The 16,544-nt window shown below is 63.4% G+C and carries 16 protein-coding genes; 2 read left to right on the top strand and 14 right to left on the bottom strand.

Going from position 1 to position 16,544, the window contains the following annotated elements; all coding sequences use genetic code 11:
• Nucleotides 1-9 precede the first annotated feature (9 nt).
• Complete coding sequence (ccoN, locus tag IB262_RS03170; protein WP_113553217.1) at nt 10-1,638, bottom strand: cytochrome-c oxidase, cbb3-type subunit I; 1,629 nt, start codon at nt 1,636-1,638, stop codon at nt 10-12.
• 187 nt (nt 1,639-1,825) lie between these two features.
• Here ccoN and IB262_RS03165 point away from each other — a divergent pair, with 187 nt between their 5' ends.
• Complete coding sequence (locus IB262_RS03165; RefSeq protein ID WP_113553216.1) at nt 1,826-2,326, top strand: hemerythrin domain-containing protein; 501 nt, start codon at nt 1,826-1,828, stop codon at nt 2,324-2,326.
• Nucleotides 2,327-2,431: 105 nt separating this feature from the next.
• Here IB262_RS03165 and IB262_RS03160 read toward each other — a convergent pair whose 3' ends face one another.
• The 8 genes from IB262_RS03160 to hemN all read right to left on the bottom strand — a co-directional run bounded on the left by IB262_RS03160 (nt 2,432) and on the right by hemN (nt 10,614).
• Nucleotides 2,432-3,142, bottom strand: a complete 711-nt coding sequence (locus IB262_RS03160; protein WP_034788334.1) for a PAS domain-containing protein — start codon at nt 3,140-3,142, stop codon at nt 2,432-2,434.
• A 371-nt stretch (nt 3,143-3,513) separates the two neighbouring features.
• On the bottom strand, nt 3,514-4,443 hold the full coding sequence (locus tag IB262_RS03155) for a lipid A biosynthesis lauroyl acyltransferase (RefSeq protein WP_034788563.1): 930 nt from the start codon (nt 4,441-4,443) through the stop codon (nt 3,514-3,516).
• Nucleotides 4,444-4,454: 11 nt separating this feature from the next.
• Nucleotides 4,455-5,483, bottom strand: a complete 1,029-nt coding sequence (locus tag IB262_RS03150) for a zinc-binding dehydrogenase (RefSeq protein ID WP_034788322.1) — start codon at nt 5,481-5,483, stop codon at nt 4,455-4,457.
• A gap of 277 nt (nt 5,484-5,760) precedes the next feature.
• Nucleotides 5,761-7,044: a beta-ketoacyl-ACP synthase gene (locus tag IB262_RS03145; RefSeq protein WP_060520623.1), complete on the bottom strand. Its 1,284-nt coding sequence runs from the start codon at nt 7,042-7,044 to the stop codon at nt 5,761-5,763.
• Between the two features lie 12 nt (nt 7,045-7,056).
• Nucleotides 7,057-8,259, bottom strand: coding sequence for a beta-ketoacyl-ACP synthase (locus IB262_RS03140; RefSeq protein WP_060520622.1), 1,203 nt, complete (start codon nt 8,257-8,259; stop codon nt 7,057-7,059).
• 1 nt (nt 8,260) lies between these two features.
• On the bottom strand, nt 8,261-8,746 hold the full coding sequence (locus IB262_RS03135; RefSeq protein WP_034788315.1) for a 3-hydroxyacyl-ACP dehydratase FabZ family protein: 486 nt from the start codon (nt 8,744-8,746) through the stop codon (nt 8,261-8,263).
• 115 nt (nt 8,747-8,861) lie between these two features.
• A complete protein-coding gene (locus IB262_RS03130) occupies nt 8,862-9,146 on the bottom strand; it encodes an acyl carrier protein (protein WP_089044188.1) in 285 nt (94 codons plus the stop codon).
• A gap of 118 nt (nt 9,147-9,264) precedes the next feature.
• The gene (gene hemN / locus IB262_RS03125; protein WP_192493386.1) at nt 9,265-10,614 is read right to left on the bottom strand and encodes an oxygen-independent coproporphyrinogen III oxidase; all 1,350 of its coding nucleotides are present in this window, start codon (nt 10,612-10,614) and stop codon (nt 9,265-9,267) included.
• Nucleotides 10,615-10,830: 216 nt separating this feature from the next.
• Between hemN and IB262_RS03120 the strand changes: the two genes are divergently transcribed.
• Nucleotides 10,831-11,568: a Crp/Fnr family transcriptional regulator gene (locus IB262_RS03120; RefSeq protein WP_051659129.1), complete on the top strand. Its 738-nt coding sequence runs from the start codon at nt 10,831-10,833 to the stop codon at nt 11,566-11,568.
• A gap of 231 nt (nt 11,569-11,799) precedes the next feature.
• Here the strand turns inward: IB262_RS03120 and IB262_RS03115 are convergent, their stop codons facing one another.
• The 5 genes from IB262_RS03115 to cobA form a co-directional block, all read right to left on the bottom strand.
• Nucleotides 11,800-12,228 (bottom strand): L,D-transpeptidase, encoded by a 429-nt coding sequence (locus tag IB262_RS03115; protein WP_034788308.1) that lies wholly within the window; start codon nt 12,226-12,228, stop codon nt 11,800-11,802.
• Between the two features lie 129 nt (nt 12,229-12,357).
• Nucleotides 12,358-13,329, bottom strand: coding sequence for an adenosylcobinamide-phosphate synthase CbiB (cbiB, locus tag IB262_RS03110; protein ID WP_112976539.1), 972 nt, complete (start codon nt 13,327-13,329; stop codon nt 12,358-12,360).
• 1 nt (nt 13,330) lies between these two features.
• Complete coding sequence (gene cobD / locus IB262_RS03105) at nt 13,331-14,332, bottom strand: threonine-phosphate decarboxylase CobD (RefSeq protein ID WP_112976538.1); 1,002 nt, start codon at nt 14,330-14,332, stop codon at nt 13,331-13,333.
• A complete protein-coding gene (locus IB262_RS03100; protein WP_112976537.1) occupies nt 14,329-15,633 on the bottom strand; it encodes a cobyrinate a,c-diamide synthase in 1,305 nt (434 codons plus the stop codon). Before IB262_RS03100 ends, cobD begins: the two co-directional genes overlap by 4 nt.
• The gene (gene cobA / locus IB262_RS03095; protein WP_176960267.1) at nt 15,630-16,469 is read right to left on the bottom strand and encodes a uroporphyrinogen-III C-methyltransferase; all 840 of its coding nucleotides are present in this window, start codon (nt 16,467-16,469) and stop codon (nt 15,630-15,632) included. Before cobA ends, IB262_RS03100 begins: the two co-directional genes overlap by 4 nt.
• Nucleotides 16,470-16,544 lie beyond the last annotated feature (75 nt).

Here is a 16,544-nt window from a genome sequence, read left to right as displayed (position 1 = left end):
TATGCCCTCCTATTCCGCAGCCTTGAGCGCGGGCGTCGCACCGAAGATCGGGGCTTCATCGCGCACGCGGCCGAGGATGGTCATGGTTACGTTGAAGGCCATGAGCAGAGCTCCGGCGAGGAAGAGTGCGCCGCCAAGGGCACGCAGCACGTAGTAGGGAACCATGGCCGCGACCGATTCCGCGAAGGAATAGACGAGGAAGCCCTGGTCGTCGTACTCGCGCCACATCAGGCCCTGCTGGATGCCGGCAACCCACATGACCGCCGCGTAGACGACGATGCCGAGCGTGGCGAGCCAGAAGTGCCAGTTGACCATGCGCACACTGTAGAGGCGCTCGCGGTTCCACAGCTTCGGAACGAGATAGTAGATCGCGCCGAAGGTGATGAGGCCGTTCCAGCCGAGCGCGCCGGAATGCACGTGGCCGATGGTCCAGTCGGTGTAGTGGCTGAGCGAGTTGACCGTCTTGATCGACATCATCGGACCTTCGAAGGTCGCCATGCCGTAGAAGGCAACGGCCATGACCATCATGCGGATGATCGGGTCGGTACGGATCTTGTCCCAAGCGCCCGAAAGCGTCATCAGGCCGTTGATCATGCCGCCCCAGGAGGGCATCCAGAGCATGACCGAGAACACCATGCCGAGCGTCTGCGCCCAGTCGGGCAGCGCGGTGTAGTGAAGGTGGTGCGGGCCTGCCCAGATGTACATGAAGATCAGCGACCAGAAGTGGATGATCGACAGGCGATAGGAGTAAACAGGGCGATTGGCCTGCTTCGGGATGAAGTAATACATCATGCCGAGGAAGCCGGCCGTCAGGAAGAAGCCGACGGCATTATGCCCGTACCACCATTGTGTCAGCGCATCCTGCACCCCGGCAAAAGCCGAGTAGCTCTTGGAGCCGAGGAAGGAGACCGGAACCGCCAGGTTGTTGACGATGTGCAGCATCGCGATCGTGACGATGAAGGCGAGGTAGAACCAGTTGGCCACATAGATATGCGGCTCCTTGCGCGTCAGCAGCGTGCCGAGAAAGACGGCGAGATAGGCGACCCAGACGATCGTCAGCCACAGGTCCACATACCATTCCGGCTCCGCATATTCCTTCGACTGGGTGATGCCCAGCAGATAGCCGGTGGCGGCCATGATGATGAAGAGCTGGTAGCCCCAGAACACGAACCAGCCGAGATTGCCGCCGAAAAGGCGGGCACGGCTGGTGCGCTGGACGATGTAGAAGGACGTTGCGATCAGCGCGTTGCCGCCGAAGGCGAAGATGACCGCCGAGGTGTGCAACGGCCGCATGCGGCCGAAGTTGAACCAGGGCTCGATGTTGAGGTCCGGGAAGGCAAGCTGGAGTGCAACCACAACACCGACGAGAAAGCCGACGACGCCCCAAAAGACGGTGGCGATCACGCCGTACTTGACCACCTCGTCAAAATACTCCGACTGGGGTGGCGGCGGTGACGTCCTGCCCGCCGAAGCCGGGCTGAACTCGATGCGGCGCATCAGGAGGATGGTGCCGGCAAGAAGCGTGAAGAACAGCACCCACATATGGGCTTCGAAGTGCCGGTCCTGGGCAAACCCGGCGCCGACAAGCGCCAGGAATGCACCGACCCCGAGCAGGATCATCTCGAATGTGTATTTCATGGTTGGGTCCCCAACTTTATCCGAACGCACGCGACAACACCCCGAAACGAGGGGTGTCACCGCAGCTTGCCCGAAAGTGTCAGAATCGGGGCAGCCCGGCCTTGATTCAGATCAAGGCTTTGTCACCTCGTTTGGATCATCCTCGGCAAACAATAGGGAGCGCCGTGGGAGCTGGCGTCTGAAGCCGATGAAAAAGACTTTTGAAGACGGACGAATCCGCAGCCGGCTGGACCCGGCCCCCCGGCGGGAGTCCGTGGCCGAGCCGTTTGCCTGGCTTGCCCGCGCCCACGAGGAGCAGCTTGCGCTCTGCAATTGCCTGGAGGAAATCGCCGACAGCCTGCCTGCGGAAATCGACCGGCAGAAATGCCTCTATGCCGCAAAGGTGCTGGAGCCGCTGATCCGCGAGATGCACTCGGGCGAAGAAAACCTCGTCTTCTCCTGGATCGAACGCACCTACCGCGGCGATCCGACGCTCGGCGCGACGCTGGAGCGGCTGAAATACGAACACTGCGAGGACGAGTGCTTCGCCGAGGAGTTGACCGAAATGCTGGAGCGCCTCGGCGCTGCCGACCAGACGGTCAATGCCGAGACCGCCGGCTACATGCTGCGCGGCTTCTTCACGAGCCTCAGGCGGCACGTCGGCTTCGAGCAGGAATGTCTGCGCAGCGTCACCGCGCCGGTCGGATAAACCGGCCTTTGGGGCAGCGCGCCGCAAAACGGACACGTCAGGCGGCCGTTATCCGGCCGCGCATCCCCTCATGCATTTTCGATTGATACCGCCGGAACCGGCGCCTCAGGCCGCGATCGCGCGGCGGCGGTCGGCATGTTCCTGGATCACTAGAATAGCGCCGATGAGCTTGCCGGTGCTCGACATGCACGGCGTCAGCCGGCAGCGCACGACGACCGTGCGCGCGTCGACCGTCTTGGCGAAGGTGTAGTCCACCACCTCGCCGGCGAAACACCGGTCGAGATAGGATTTCACCCGAAGCTCGAACCGCTGGATGCCGATGAACTCGACAATATGCCGGCCGATCAGGTCCATCGGGCGGCTTTCCAGATGCTCGGCATTGCGCGGATTGGTGTAAAGATAGCGGTAGTCGGGCGTGATCACCGCAAGCCGGTCCGGGAAGCTGTCGAGGATCGCCTCGTTGAGCAATCCTTCGTCCGCCCTGCCCTTGTTCGGCTGCGCCGGCAGGCGCTCCAGTTGCAGGTCGGCGAGGTTCTCCGCACCGGTCGCCGCGAAGTAGCGATTGATCAGCGATTGCAGCAACTGCGAATGGCGCAGCACGCAGGAAATGTCGTCGGCTTCGACGCGCAGAATGTCGATCAGGAACTGGAACTGAAGCCGGGCATCTTCGACGCTCACCGCCTTCTCGTCGTAGACGGATCTCAAGATCGGATCCAATTCGCGATCCAGAATGCTGATCAAATGCTCGTCTGCCGTACGAACGGCATACTGCAGCTGCGAATATTTGAACCAGAACAGCTCAATCAGTGCGTTCAATTCGAAACCCCAATTCCCCCACGGCAAAACCGCTTCGATGCACTTACAAAACAGGCGTAGATGCTCAGGACACTGATCTGGTTCTTGACGTTTCCCCCACCACTTCCGCGTAAAACCGCACTGCTCGGGTCATCCAAAGCGCTTGCAGGCATTTTCTCACGCGACAGGCATAAGTTTACACTCATTGCGATAGCGTTCAACAGCAGAAAGAAAAACTTAACGTTTACGCACGTTTTCGAGGGAAGATCGGCGCCGATGCCCCCGCGTACTTGGCAAAACGCAAAGCCCGGCACACGGGGTGCCGGGCTTGCAGGAAGATCAAGCCTGCTTGCGCAAGACGCAATCTGGCTGGGGTCGCGGGCGAAGGAGAATCAGTCTTTCAGGTAGCGCTTGATGTGCCAGCGGTCGTGATACCAGAGCCATTGGCCGGGATACTCCCTCACCCAGCTTTCCACCTTGTCGTTCAGAACCTGCGCCGTAGCGGTCACGTCGACGCTGCCGTCGGCCTTGCGTGGGATGGCGATCGCCGGTTCGATCTCCAGGCGGAAACGGCCACCCGGCAAGCGGATGCAGCGGGCCGGATAGACCTCGCAGTTGAACTGGCGGACGAGCTTGGCGAGCAGCGGGTTGGTCTGCACGTCCTGGCCGAAGAACTTGGTCTTTAGACCCTTGCGGAACTTCTGGTCGACGAGAACCCCGACGCCCTGGCCGCGCTCCAGCTGGCGGGCGAGCGCAAAGGACGAGCCCGCATGCGACGGCACGAGCTTGCCCATGCGTTCTGCGCGGAAGTTGAAGACCTTTTCGGCCACGTATGGGTTGTTCGGCGGCCGGAACAGCACCGTCACGTCGAGCCCGAAGGCTGAGCCGGCGACCGGCAGCATTTCGAAATTGCCGCTATGCGCGGTAAAGACGATGAAGGGGCGTGGATTGTCGCGAAGCTCGAGGAACAAGGGAATGCCCGAGACTTCGATGCGCCCGGGCGTCGTGCGCTCCGGGTCGAAATCGAAGAGACGGTCGAGGAACACGTATTCGGCCGCCATGCGGCCCATGTTGCCCCAACTTTCGAGCGCGATCTGCTCGATCTCCGCTTCGCTCTTTTCCGGGAATGCGTTGCGCAGGTTCGTCAGCGTCAGCTTCTGACGGCTGGTCTTCGGGCCGATGAACCGCAGGGCGCGATCCATGAAGTTGATCGCGCCGTCAGCGGGAAACATCTTCAGGATCGTCAGAAGCAGAAACACGAACTGCGCAATCAGCCACTGGCGGAAACGATCCGCCGCCAGCACCAGCCGTGTGATCAGCATGCGCACGTCGATCAATCCATCTTCAGGATGATCTTGCCGAAGATCTGGCGCGATTCCATGCGCTCCAGCGCGCGGTCGATCTCGTCCAGGCCGATTTCGGTGTCGATGACCGGATGTACGAGGCCGCGCGCCATCTTCTGCATGGCGTTCGCCATGTTTTCCATGCGGCAGCCGAAGGAGCCGAGCAGCTTCAGCTGCTGCTGGAACAGCATCATCAGGTTCATGTCGGTGGACACGCCCGAGGTCGAGCCGCAGGTGACCAAGCGGCCGCCGCGCTTCATGCAGAGCATCGAGCCCGCCCAGGTGTCCTTGCCGACGTGTTCGAACACGACGTCGACGCCCTTCTTCTTGGTGAGCTTGCGCACCACGCCTTCGAAGCGGTCGGTGCGGTAGTTGATGACGTGATCGGCGCCGAGCGCCTTGGCCTTCTCGATCTTGTCGTCGGAGCCGACGGTGGTGATCACGGTGCAGCCGATCTTCTTGGCAAGCTGGATCGCCGCCGAGCCGATGCCGGAGCCGCCAGCATGCACGAGGATGGTTTCGCCGGGCTCAAGCTTGGCGTTATCGAACAGCATGTGCTCGACGGTACCGAAGGTGACCGGAGCGAGCGCAGCGGCAACCGCATCGACGCCCGGAGGTGCCGGAACCAGCAGGCGCGCCGGCAGGTTGATCTTCTCCTGTGCGAAGCCGTCGAGGTGGAAGCCGTGAACGCCGCCGACATGTTCGCAGAGGTTGTCGCGGCCTTCCTTGCACGGACGGCAGAGGCCGCAGGTGCGCGCGCCGTAGATCGAGACGAGCTGGCCCGGAAGCACGCTTGAAACACCGGGACCGATGCTGTCGACGACGCCTGCTGCCTCGGCGCCGATGACGAGCGGCATCTTGCGCTTGGCGAATGCCATGCCGCGCCAGCCCCAGACGTCGATATGGTTGAGCGCAACCGCCTTGACGCGCAACGTCACCTCGCCCGGGCCGGGTGCTTCCGGTTCCGGAATGTCGGTGATTTCGAGCTTGCGGTCATCGAGCAGTTGCAGGGCGCGCATGGTTCTTCCTTTAAATGTTCAGATCGACAGGCGGCATATACACGTCTTGTGGGCATGTCGCCATTCTACAGAGAGCGGCGCGTTAGCCCCCTCTGCCCTGCCGGGCATCTCCTCCACAAGGGGGGAGATTGGATGTGGCACCCCTTTGCCCTTCACGAAAAGCACCGAAATCGGGCCTTGTTATTGGAGCGATCGGCCGGCCGCGCGTCGATCTCCCCCTTGTTGGGGGAGATGGCCGGCAGGCCAGAGGGGGGTATTTCGTTTCACCAGGTCCGGCTCAAGCCGGCTCGGCCGTCATCACCAGGCTGGCGTTCTGGCCGCCGAAACCGAAGGAGTTCGACAGCACCGCAGACACCTGCTGGCTGCGTTTCACGTTCGGCACCACGTCGAGCACGATCGCCGGATCGGGGTTCTGGTAGTTGATCGTCGGCGGCAATGTGCCCGTCAGCATCGTCTGGATCGAGAACACCGCCTCGACCGCGCCGGCGGCCGTCAGGGTGTGGCCGATCATCGACTTGTTCGACGAGACCGGGATCGACGGCAGATGCTCACCGAAGACGGCAGACATCGACAGATATTCCATCTTGTCGTTTTCGGGCGTCGAGGTGCCGTGCGCGTTGATGTAGCCGATGCCGCCTTCGTCGATGCCGGCGTCGGCAAGGGCCGCGCGGATCGTCGCAATCGCCGGGCCGCCGTCGGGCGACGAGCGCGTGCGGTGGAAGAGATCGGCCTTCTCGCCGCAGCCCTTCAGGATGCCGTAGACACGGGCGCCGCGGGCAACGGCCGCTTCCAGCGATTCCAGCACCAGGGTCGCAGCGCCTTCGGCGATGACGAAGCCGTCCCGATCCTTTGTGAAGGGCTTGGAGGCCTTCTCCGGCGGATCGTTCTGGGTGGAGAGCGCGGAAAGCAGCGCAAAGCGGATGAGTGCTTCGGCGCTGACGGAGCCGTCGGTCGCGACCGTCAGCGCACGATCGGTGCGGCCCTGGCGGATCGCCTCGACGCCGAGCTGGATCGCGGTCGCGCCCGAGGCACAGGCCGTCGAGAGCGTCACCGGCAGGCCGCGCGTGCCGAAGCGATCGGCAAGGCGCTCGGAGATCGAGCCGAAGAGCACGGCCTCATGGAACACCGGATCGGCCTTCTGGCGCATCGCGGCGAGGAAACGGTTGTACGCATCGCCCGGCTGTTCGGAAGGCGGCGAGCGGTCGGCAAGCTCGAAGCGCGCGCTCCATTCCGGCTCGATCGGCGGGGCGGCCAGAAACAGCGGACCGTTGAAGTCGCCGGAAAGCCCGGCCTGCGCCAGCGCTTCCAGCGTCGTCTCGCGCGCCATGGCGTAGGAGCGCTCGACGGAGTTGGCCGCCGGCACCTCGATGAAATCGACCATGCCGGAGATGCGGGTGTTGAGACCCTCCGTCGGGAAACGGGTGATCTTGCGGATGCCGGAGACGCCGCCGGTCAGCGCCGACCAGTTGTCCTCGAGCCCCTGGCCGAGCGAGGTGATGACGCCCATGCCAGTGACGGCGACGATCGGACGACCGAGATGATCCTTGTAAGCGTTGCTCATCAATCGTTCCTCTTATTCGGCCGAAAGGACCGCGACGCCTTCGCCGCGTGAATGACCGACGGTGGTCACGACCGCCGACCGGGCAGCCGCCGTCATCGGCTTTTCGAAGCTGCCGTCGAAGGCCGGCACCTTGGCGCCGTGGCCGAGCGTGAGTGCAGCAAGCGCGAGGCCCGCCGGAAACTGGGCCTCGATGCTGTGCCCGACGACGCCGCCATAGGCACGCACCGGCGCGCCGGCCAGCTTGGCCTGCAGGAACGCCTTTTCGCTGGCGACGAGATCATGAAAGCCTGACGTGCCGGAAAAGACCACGGTGCCTGCCGGGTCGAGCTTTTCGGCCGGTTTCGCAAGGTCCGCAAGGCGTGCTTCGAGCTTGCCGTCAGCGCGGCTGCCGCGGTCGCTGCCGATCGCGTCGATCGTCGCATAGATGCGGGCACCACGGGCTTCGGCGTACTCGCGTGATTCCAGCACCAGGAAGGCTCCGACCGACCCGGGGATCATGCCGCCGCCGTTGTCGCGGCTGCGCGACCAGATCGGGTGCCAGTCACCGGTCGCCTGACCCTGGATCGCCTCGATCATCAGCATGATGTCCAGGCGTTCGGCCGAAAACGCGCCGCCGACGAGCGTATGGGTCGACTGGCCGGCCTTGATCCGGGCAAAGGCGGTTTCGATCGCCGAGATGCCGGCCGCTTCCTCGCCCATGAAGGTGCGCGACGAACCGGTGACCTTGTGCACGATCGAGATGTTGCCGGCGAGTAGGTTCGAAAGCTGGGCCAGGAACAGCGTCGGGCGCAGTTCGGTCGTCAGCTTTTCATTGAGGAGCTGTTCGCGGTCGTTGCGCTTCAGCGCCTCGTCGACGATCAGCGAATCGACGTTGATGTCACGCTCGCCGCCGCCGGCAGCGACGATCATGTCCATGCTGCCGCAGGCTTCGAGATTATCCTTGAGACCGGCGTCATCGAGCGCCAGGCCCGCGGAAAAAACGCCGAGACGCTGCCAGTTTTCCATCTGCCGCTGGTCGCCACGCTTGGCGATCTGCTGCGACCAGTCGATCTCCGGCAGCGGGTGCACCGGATAGGGGCTGAACTTTTCGGTCTCGACGCGCACGGCCGGCGACGTGCCGGCGGTAAGCAGCGCCAGATGCGGCTCGACGCCGACGCCCTGGCTGGTGACGATACCGACGCCGGTAATGACAACGTCGTTTGCAGATTTGCTCATCTTACTTCTCCGAACCGGCTGCCGCCGAAAGCGCCGCCATCAGACCCACTTCTCCAGCCCGCTTGCGCACGATATCGCCGAGCGGAACCTGATCGAACGGCATCGTTCTCAGTTTCAGCTGGGCATCGCAGACCTTCTTGCCGCCAGAGGTGATCTTCGCCTTGGTGACGGCAAAGCCCGAACCTTCATGCTCGAGGAAAGCCTCGATCTCGAGTTCGGCCGAGGGCTCGACGAAGGTCCGCATCTTGGCGCCGTCGACCGACATCAGGAAGGGCATGGCGGCGAAATTGGTGGCGGCGAGCACCAGGAAACCGGAGGCCTGCGCCATGGTCTCGATCAGAAGCACGCCGGGCACCAGCGGGTAGCCTGGGAAATGGCCTTCGAACACCGGGCTCTTCTCCGGCACGACGGACCGCGCCGTCAGCCGGCCAGCCGAAAGATCGACCGTTTCGACACGGTCGATCATCTGGAAGTATTCAAGGAGCATTGAGGCTCACCCTGTTGGTTTCGGGCTCAAGTAAAAACGCCAATGCCGCCTGTCAAGCGCGGGGCGCGACGGGCGGCATTGGAAATCGAGTGGCAAGGCTCGGGCGAAAGCCCGATCAGCCCTTGGCAGCCCGCAGTTCGTCGATCTTTGCGCAGAGGTTCTTCAGAACGAAGTATTCTTCGGTCGAAACCTTGCCTTCGTTGACTTCCTGCGTCCACTGCTCGAGCGGAATCTTGATGCCGAATTCCTTGTCGATCGCAAACACGATGTCGAGGAAGTCCAGGCTGTCGATGCCGAGATCGTCGATCGTGTGGCTTTCCGGCGTAATCGTCTCGCGATCGATCTCGCTCGTTTCCGCGATGATGTCGGCAACCTTGTCGAATGTAGCTGTCACGCGCATACCTCTAATATTTTAAGTCGAGTCTCGGCGATCCTATAGGTAAATGCGCCGCAAAAGCCAATGGCCTTGATGGCAAAGGCTTTCGAATTGGAAAACGGTGTTGCGACAGAGCATGGTGTCAGACGGCCACCGAATGCCGGCCCCGACCGTTGCCGAGATAGGCGTCGAAGGTGGCTGCAACCGAGCGGGCAAAGGGCCTGCCGCGTTCAGTCAGGCGGAAAACCCCGTTTTCGATCGTCGTCAGCCCATCCACGTCGCGCGCCCGAAACAGCCGTGCCTCCTCGATCACAGCGCCTGCCAGCCCGGGAAACGCTTCCTCAACCTCAGCAAGGGAGAAGGCAAAACGGCACATGACGTCGGCAATCACTTTTGCTCTCAAAGTGTCGTCCGGTGTGAAGCGATAACCGCGGACCGCAGCGAGCCCCGTGTTTTCCACATGGCGCAGATACTCACCGGTCGCCGGCATGTTCTGGACATAACCTTGACGAAACTGGCCGATCGCGGAGGCGCCAAGCCCGACGAGCGTTTCGGCGGCATCGTCGGTATAGCCCTGGAAATTGCGACGGAGACGCCCTTCCCGGCTGGCCCGCGCCAGGCTGTCGTCGGGCTTCGCAAAATGATCGATACCGATGGCCTCGTAGCCGGCGGCAGCCAGCATTTCGGCCGCGCGGCTCATCTGCGCGAAGCGCTCGACGATGCCGGGCAGGCTTTCGTCCGGGATCATCTTCTGATGCGTCTTCATCCACGGCACATGGGCGTAGCCGAAGAGTGCGACGCGATCGGGGTCGAGCGAAAGCACTGCCTCCATGGTGCGCTCAAGCGACAGGAGGCTCTGATAGGGCAAACCATAGAGCACGTCGCAATTGACCGAATGCACGCCCCTTACCCGTGATGCCTCGATCGCGTCACGCGTCTGCTCGAAGGTCTGGATGCGGTTGATCGCCTTCTGCACGACGGGGTCGAAATCCTGGATGCCGAAGCTCGCCCGCGTCATACCGATCCCCGCCAGCGCATCATGGCGCGCTTCGTCGAGATCGTTCGGATCCATCTCGACGCTGATCTCGCAATCAGCCGCGAAGGTGAAGTGATCGGTAAAGGCGCGTTTCAGCGCGATCAGGTCGTCGGGCCTGACGAGCGTCGGCGAGCCGCCGCCGAAATGCAGGGCCGTTACCTTGGCTTCGCGGCTCACCCGCCCGCCGATCTCTGCAATCTCCCGATGCAGGCCCGTGAGGTAGGTTGCCACCGGATCATACCGCAGCGTCTGCTTGGTATGGCAAGCACAGAACCAACAGAGCCGGTCGCAATAGGGCACGTGAGCATAGAGCGAGATCGCCTCATCCGGACCGATCGCCCCGAGCCAGCTTTGATAGTCAACCGGCCCCACCGCTTCGGAAAAATGCGGCGCGGTCGGGTAGCTGGTGTAGCGTGGCACGGGATTCGCATGCTTGAGGATTAGCGCGTCGTCCATCAGTCTCTCCGCTGTCATGAAAACGGCTTAGGACGGATCGGCAATGAGGCCTTTGATTTTGATCAAGTCGGCGAATTAACACGTTAAAATTGACAATGCTCAAGCCAGCATGAGACATTGTTTCGCGCTTTCGGAATTAGCACCTGTCAACTCTTGATTTAACGACCCGCATCCTCTTTGGTCATCCAGGGAGCAATGGAATGCAGGTAGAAAGAATTGCAGATCGTGAACGAACATCGCCGCAAGGATATCCATAATTCGGACGTTCCAGCCGTCTGCTCCGCCTGCGAGGCGCGCCATGGCGGCGTTTGCGGTACGCTCTCTCCGGATCAGCTTCTCGACCTCAGCCGTCACTCCACCCGCCGCAGCATCGAGCCCGGCCGCGAGGTCATCGGCCAGGGAGAAACCACCGACAGCTACGCAAATATCATCTCCGGCGTCGTCAAGCTCAGCAAGGTGCTGGCCGATGGCCGTCAGCAGATCGTCGGCCTGCAGTTCGCCCCTGATTTCATGGGCCGGCCCTTCACCCGCGAAAGCGCGCTGACGGCGGAAGCGGCTGTCGACACCGACATCTGTTGCTTCCCGCGCAACGTCATCGAGCGGCTGGTCTCCGAGGCTCCCGGGCTGGAACACCGGCTGCACGAGCAGGCGCTGAAGGAACTGGACGAAGCGCGCGACTGGATGCTCACCCTTGGCCGCAAGACCGCGCAGGAGAAGGTCGCAAGCTTCCTCTACATCATCGCGACTCACATCGACCCGGAAAACGGCACCTCGAACGTGTTCGACCTGCCGCTGTCGCGCGCCGACATCGCCGACTATCTCGGCCTCACCATCGAGACCGTCAGCCGCCAGATCACCAAGCTCCGCAAGGAGAACGTCATCCGCATCGAAAACAGCCGCCACGTCACCGTGCCGAGCCTCGACCGGCTGATGCATGTGGCAGGCATCGACTGACGGTCGCCAGCGGCTCTTAGGTGCCTCATCAAGTGCCCGACAGAATTGGCTTTCCTCGGGTTTAACCCGAGGAAAGCCAAGCAATCACGTTGAAGATGGGGACGCGCATTCTACCGTTCACTTCTTACGAAACGCTCGACGATGAAGCGGAAATAGTGCCTCGGATCCCTTCTCCCCTTCAAAACAGAGAGAAGGTCCCGGCAGGGGGATGAGGGGCTGGCTAGGCAGGCGTCACCGCGTAATTACGATCCGCGTGTTCTTCAGCCCATGTTCCCGCGTCAGCGCAAAAAACTCCGCCGCGTTGTTCGGATGGAGCCGCACGCAGCCGTGCGATGCCGGGCGGCCGAGGCGTTTGATGTCGTAGGTGGCGTGGATGGCGTAGCCGCCGTTGAAGAACACGGCATATGGCATCGGCGCGTCGTCGTATTTGCGTGAACGGTGATTGCGAGAGAGCCATTTGGCGCTCCAGCTGCCGCGTGGCGTCACATAGCCCTTGCGCGCCGTCGACACCTTCCAGCGATACATGACGACGCCGTATTGCCGCACGGTCATCGTCTGCGACGACAGGCTGATATCGGCAATGAGATTGGCGGCGTTCGCGGGTTGAACGGCAAACTGCAGCAGAGCGGCAATCAGCGCAGTCAGAAAGCTTTTGCGCATGCTTCTCTCTCCGGGAAGACGAACACGTACCGGTGGAACCAAACGTTCCAGGAGAATAACTGATCGAATATGATACGATCTTAATACATATGGAAAGCAGAGTCTTAATGCGAAGGTCAACTTCCGCGATCAAATCATTGCGATTGCAAGAACAAACCCGGCCATGACCGTACAGGCGCCATAAAATACAGCAATACCGGCGTCGATGTCTTCGCTTGTTGCAACCGCTCGGCCCGGACCGTTGATCATCGGTTCGCTGACCTTGACGCCGCCATAGATCCGCGGACCGGCAAGCTGCAGATCGAGCGCGCCGGCCATGGCCGCTTCCGGCCAGCCGGAGTTCGGCGAGCGGTGCAGGCCATGGTCGCGAAGGGCCACGGTCAGCGCATCCTTGGCGGCGCTGGCGCCACGATGGATCAGCGCACCGGCTGAGATCAAAAGGATCGAGAGCCTCGCTGCCGGCAGGTTGGCGAGATCGTCGAGTCGGGCCGAGGCCCAGCCGAAGTGCAGATATTTCGGCGACTTGTGGCCGATCATCGAATCGGCGGTGTTCAGCATCTTGTAGGCAAGAAGCCCCGGCAGGCCGGCAACCGCGTACCAGAAGGCCGGCGCCACGACGCCGTCGGAGAAATTCTCGGCAAGGCTTTCGATCGCGGCGCGGCAGACCGCCGGCTCGTCGAGCGTCTTTGGATCGCGACCAACGATCATCGACACGGCGGCACGCCCGCCTTCCAGCCCGCCCTGTCGCAAGCCCCCGGCCACGCGACGCACGTGATCGGCGAGGCTCTTCTGTGCCAGGAAGACCGCGACCACAACCGCCTCGAGCAGAAAGCCGAGCGGTCCGAGGACGGCGAACAGGCGATGCAGCAGATGGCCGAACCAGGCGCTGATGCCAAGCAACAAAAGGATCGCGACGACGCCACGAAATTTGCGCGCGCTATCCTCGAGGTCCTCCCGGTTCAGCCGGGCGTCGAAAAAGCCGATGGCCTTGCCGAAAAACACGACCGGATGCGGCACGCGCGCCCAGAGCCAGTCCGGATCGCCGACAACGCGGTCGATCACCAGCGCCAGCGCGAGAATGAGCAGGATCGTCTCCGACACCTCAGAGCTCCATGCGGGCAAGCGCGTCCGCCAGCCGTCGGTCACCGGCCGCGTCAGGCGCAAGACCGACCCTGAGCCAGGTCGGGGCATAGTCGAACTTGCGCGTGAGAATATGGGCCTCGCAGAGCCGCTCCTGCAGCAGAGCCGCCCTGGGATGCTCGACCAGCACGAATAGCCCCGTGCCGCCGATACGGTTGAGCCCTGCCCCATCGAGAGCCGCATCGAGGCCGCCGCGACGCTCGAGGATGCCCGCCGCGATCGCCTTCGTATCGCCCTGCATCAGCGCTTTCGAGATCGTCAACGCCGGGCCGGAGACAGCCCAGGGACCGAGCCAATCGGCAAAGGACGCAAGCACTGGCTCGGTCGCAACGACGAAGCCGAGGCGCAGGCCCGCAAGGCCGAAGAACTTGCCGAAGGAGCGGAAGACGATGAGGTTGCCTTGCCCTGACGCGTGACCAGCGACACTCAGTTGCGGCTCAAGATCGCCGAAGGCCTCATCGACCAGCAGCAGTCCGCCGCTCGCCTTCTGCCTTGCGGCGATCGCCAGAATCTCCGCCGGCGCCAAGGCGCGGCCGGTCGGGTTGTTGGGGTTGACGACGATGACAAGCCCATGTTCGGCCGTGAGCGCGTCGGCATCCGCGACGCGATCGACAGCAAAGCCGGCCGCTTCAAGCACGCGGGCATACTCGCCATAGGTCGGCCCGAAGATCGCGACTTGCCTGTTGGCCGGAGCAAGACGTGGCAGGAGCTGGATCACCGACTGGGTGCCCGGCACCGGCAAAGGCAGCACGCCGTTGGTGCGGTAGTAGTCGGCAGCGGCGCTCCGCGCATCATCCACCGTCTGCCGATCCGGGAGCCGGTGCCAGGCGCGCTCAGGGACCGCGGGCAAGGCGACAGGGCATGGATTGATGCCGGTCGACAGATCGAGCCAGTCTTCGGGCCGGCCGCCATAGCGCGCTGCGGCCTCGGTGATGCCGCCACCATGAACGATCGGTGCGCTCATGCAGCACCTGCGACGTCGATCAGATGCATGAAGGAACCGGCGACAGGGCCGCTCCGGAGGCCCGCCTGGCCGAGATCCTCGCCGGCGGCGTCGCTGACCGCAAACAGCCGATCGGCCGCCCCTTCGGCGACGATAGTCGCATAGTGGAATTCGTGCGCCGTCATGGGTCCATCGAAGAAGGCGTTGTCGACAGGCACGACGCGGCGATAGCCGAGGTGCCGCCTGCGCTCGGCAAAACTGGTTACGAGCGGCAGCAGGCCGAGCATGTCGTAGCGTGTGCCATCGGCAGCGACAAGCCCTTCACCGAGCACCATATAGCCGCCGCATTCGCCGAAGATGCGGGCGCCGCGTTCCGCCGCGAAATGCATGCCGGAACGGAATCGGGCGGCGGCGCTCAGCTGCCCCGCATGCAGCTCCGGATAGCCCCCCGGAAGATAGACGGCATCGGCTGCCGCATCCGGCCCCTCGTCGGCGAGCGGCGAGAAGAAGGAAATCTCCGCGCCGCCTTGCCGCCAGCCGTAAAGCAGGTGCTCGTAGCAGAAGGCAAAGGCGATATCGCGCGCGACCGCGATGCGCTGACCGAGCGGCCGCAAACGCTCGGCATCGGCCGCCGCGGGCACCTGCGGGAAAACCGTCGCCATCAGGCGGATGGCATCGAGATCGCAGGCAGCCTCGACCCGCGCGGCCGCCGCCTCGATGAAGCCCTCAAGCGCTGAGTGTTCGCCCGCCTGCACGAGCCCGAGATGGCGCTCCGGCAGTTGCAATGCGCTGTCCTGCCGGAGCACGCCGAAGACAGGCATGCGCACCTTGCCGAGCGCATCGCGCAACATCATTTCATGCCGGTCGCTGCCGACCTTGTTGAGGATGACGCCGACCACCCGGATATCGTCGCGATGATCCGCATAGCCGCGCACGAGGGCGGCAACCGACTGGGACATGCGGGCGCAATCGACCACCAGAATGACCGCAAGGTTCAGCGTCGCGGCGAGGTCCGCTGGCGTTCCCGAGCCGTCGGCAGCACCGTCATGCAGTCCCATCATCGCCTCGACGATCAATGTGCGCCCGCCGGAGGCGGCATGCGACGCATTGGCAAGCAGCAGTTCCGGGCGCATCGCCCAGGGGTCGTAGTTGAAGCAGGGCTCGCCGGTCGCTGCCGCGTGGAAAGCGGGATCGATATAGTCCGGCCCCGCCTTGCCGGGCGCGATCGCCACGCCGCGCCTCTTCAGGGCGCGCATCAGCCCGAGCGTCACCGTCGTCTTGCCGGAGCCGGACGCGGGTGCGGCAATCAGCAATCCGCTCATGCCGGGTTCCTGAGAATGCGATTGGCGAACGGGTCGGCGGCAAGCTTGCGCCCGTCCAGCGCGCCGATCCAGTCGAGCGCTGCGCGCAGCCTCACCACCTCGCCGACGACGACGATCGCCGGCGGCTCCAGCCCTGCCGCCGCAACATCGGCCTCTGCACGCGCAAGCGTCGTTTCCAGCACCGCCTGCTGCGGCGTCGCGGCGTTGCAGACGAAGGCGACCGGTTCGTCCGGCGAGCGGCCGCCGGCAATGAGGTTGGCGGTGATCGCGCCGATATGTTTCATCGCCATGTACATGACGATGACAGGCGAGCCGCTGGCGATGCCCTGCCAGTTGATGCGATCCGGCACCAGGCCGGAGGAATCATGGCCAGTCAGGAAAGTGACCGCGTGGTTGACCTCGCGATGGGTCACGGGAATGCCGGCATAGGCAAGCCCGCCGATACCGGCGGTGATGCCGGGCACGATTCGGAACGGCACCTGGTGCTCGACCAGCGTCAGCGCCTCCTCGCCACCGCGACCGAAGACGAAGGGATCGCCGCCTTTGAGGCGCAGCACCCGGTTGCCGGCGCGCGCGAGTTCGACGAGGCGAAGCGAGATGTCGCGCTGCTTCGGCGACGGCTTGCCGCCACGCTTGCCCGCAAACTCCAGCACGGCACCCGGCCGCGCGAGCTTCAGGCAATCCTCGTTGACCAGCGCATCATGCACGATCACATCCGCCTGGCGCAGCGCATTGGCCGCATGCAGCGTCAACAGGCCGGGATCGCCGGGGCCGGCGCCGACCAGCCAGACCGAACCTTTTTCGAGCGCCGGCAATCCGGCAAAGAGGTCGTCGATCATGCGTGCTGTCCCACCTGTATTTCGGCGCCACCCAAAGGCACGCCTGACGCGCTCTCTAAAGAACCGGATTCC

The sequence above is a fragment of the Ensifer sp. ENS02 genome, from assembly GCF_014851885.1.
Lineage (GTDB): Bacteria > Pseudomonadota > Alphaproteobacteria > Rhizobiales > Rhizobiaceae > Ensifer > Ensifer adhaerens.
This window is presented reverse-complemented; position numbering and strand designations above follow the sequence as displayed.

Coding starts and splice junctions, on each gene's coding strand:
- ccoN (WP_113553217.1), bottom strand. CDS start 1,638: ATGAAATACACATTCGAGATGATCCTGCTCGGGGTCGGTGCATTCCTG.
- IB262_RS03165 (WP_113553216.1), top strand. CDS start 1,826: ATGAAAAAGACTTTTGAAGACGGACGAATCCGCAGCCGGCTGGACCCG.
- IB262_RS03155 (WP_034788563.1), bottom strand. CDS start 4,443: ATGCTGATCACACGGCTGGTGCTGGCGGCGGATCGTTTCCGCCAGTGG.
- IB262_RS03150 (WP_034788322.1), bottom strand. CDS start 5,483: ATGCGCGCCCTGCAACTGCTCGATGACCGCAAGCTCGAAATCACCGAC.
- IB262_RS03145 (WP_060520623.1), bottom strand. CDS start 7,044: ATGAGCAACGCTTACAAGGATCATCTCGGTCGTCCGATCGTCGCCGTC.
- IB262_RS03140 (WP_060520622.1), bottom strand. CDS start 8,259: ATGAGCAAATCTGCAAACGACGTTGTCATTACCGGCGTCGGTATCGTC.
- IB262_RS03135 (WP_034788315.1), bottom strand. CDS start 8,746: ATGCTCCTTGAATACTTCCAGATGATCGACCGTGTCGAAACGGTCGAT.
- IB262_RS03130 (WP_089044188.1), bottom strand. CDS start 9,146: ATGCGCGTGACAGCTACATTCGACAAGGTTGCCGACATCATCGCGGAA.
- hemN (WP_192493386.1), bottom strand. CDS start 10,614: ATGGACGACGCGCTAATCCTCAAGCATGCGAATCCCGTGCCACGCTAC.
- IB262_RS03115 (WP_034788308.1), bottom strand. CDS start 12,228: ATGCGCAAAAGCTTTCTGACTGCGCTGATTGCCGCTCTGCTGCAGTTT.
- cobD (WP_112976538.1), bottom strand. CDS start 14,332: ATGAGCGCACCGATCGTTCATGGTGGCGGCATCACCGAGGCCGCAGCG.
- IB262_RS03100 (WP_112976537.1), bottom strand. CDS start 15,633: ATGAGCGGATTGCTGATTGCCGCACCCGCGTCCGGCTCCGGCAAGACG.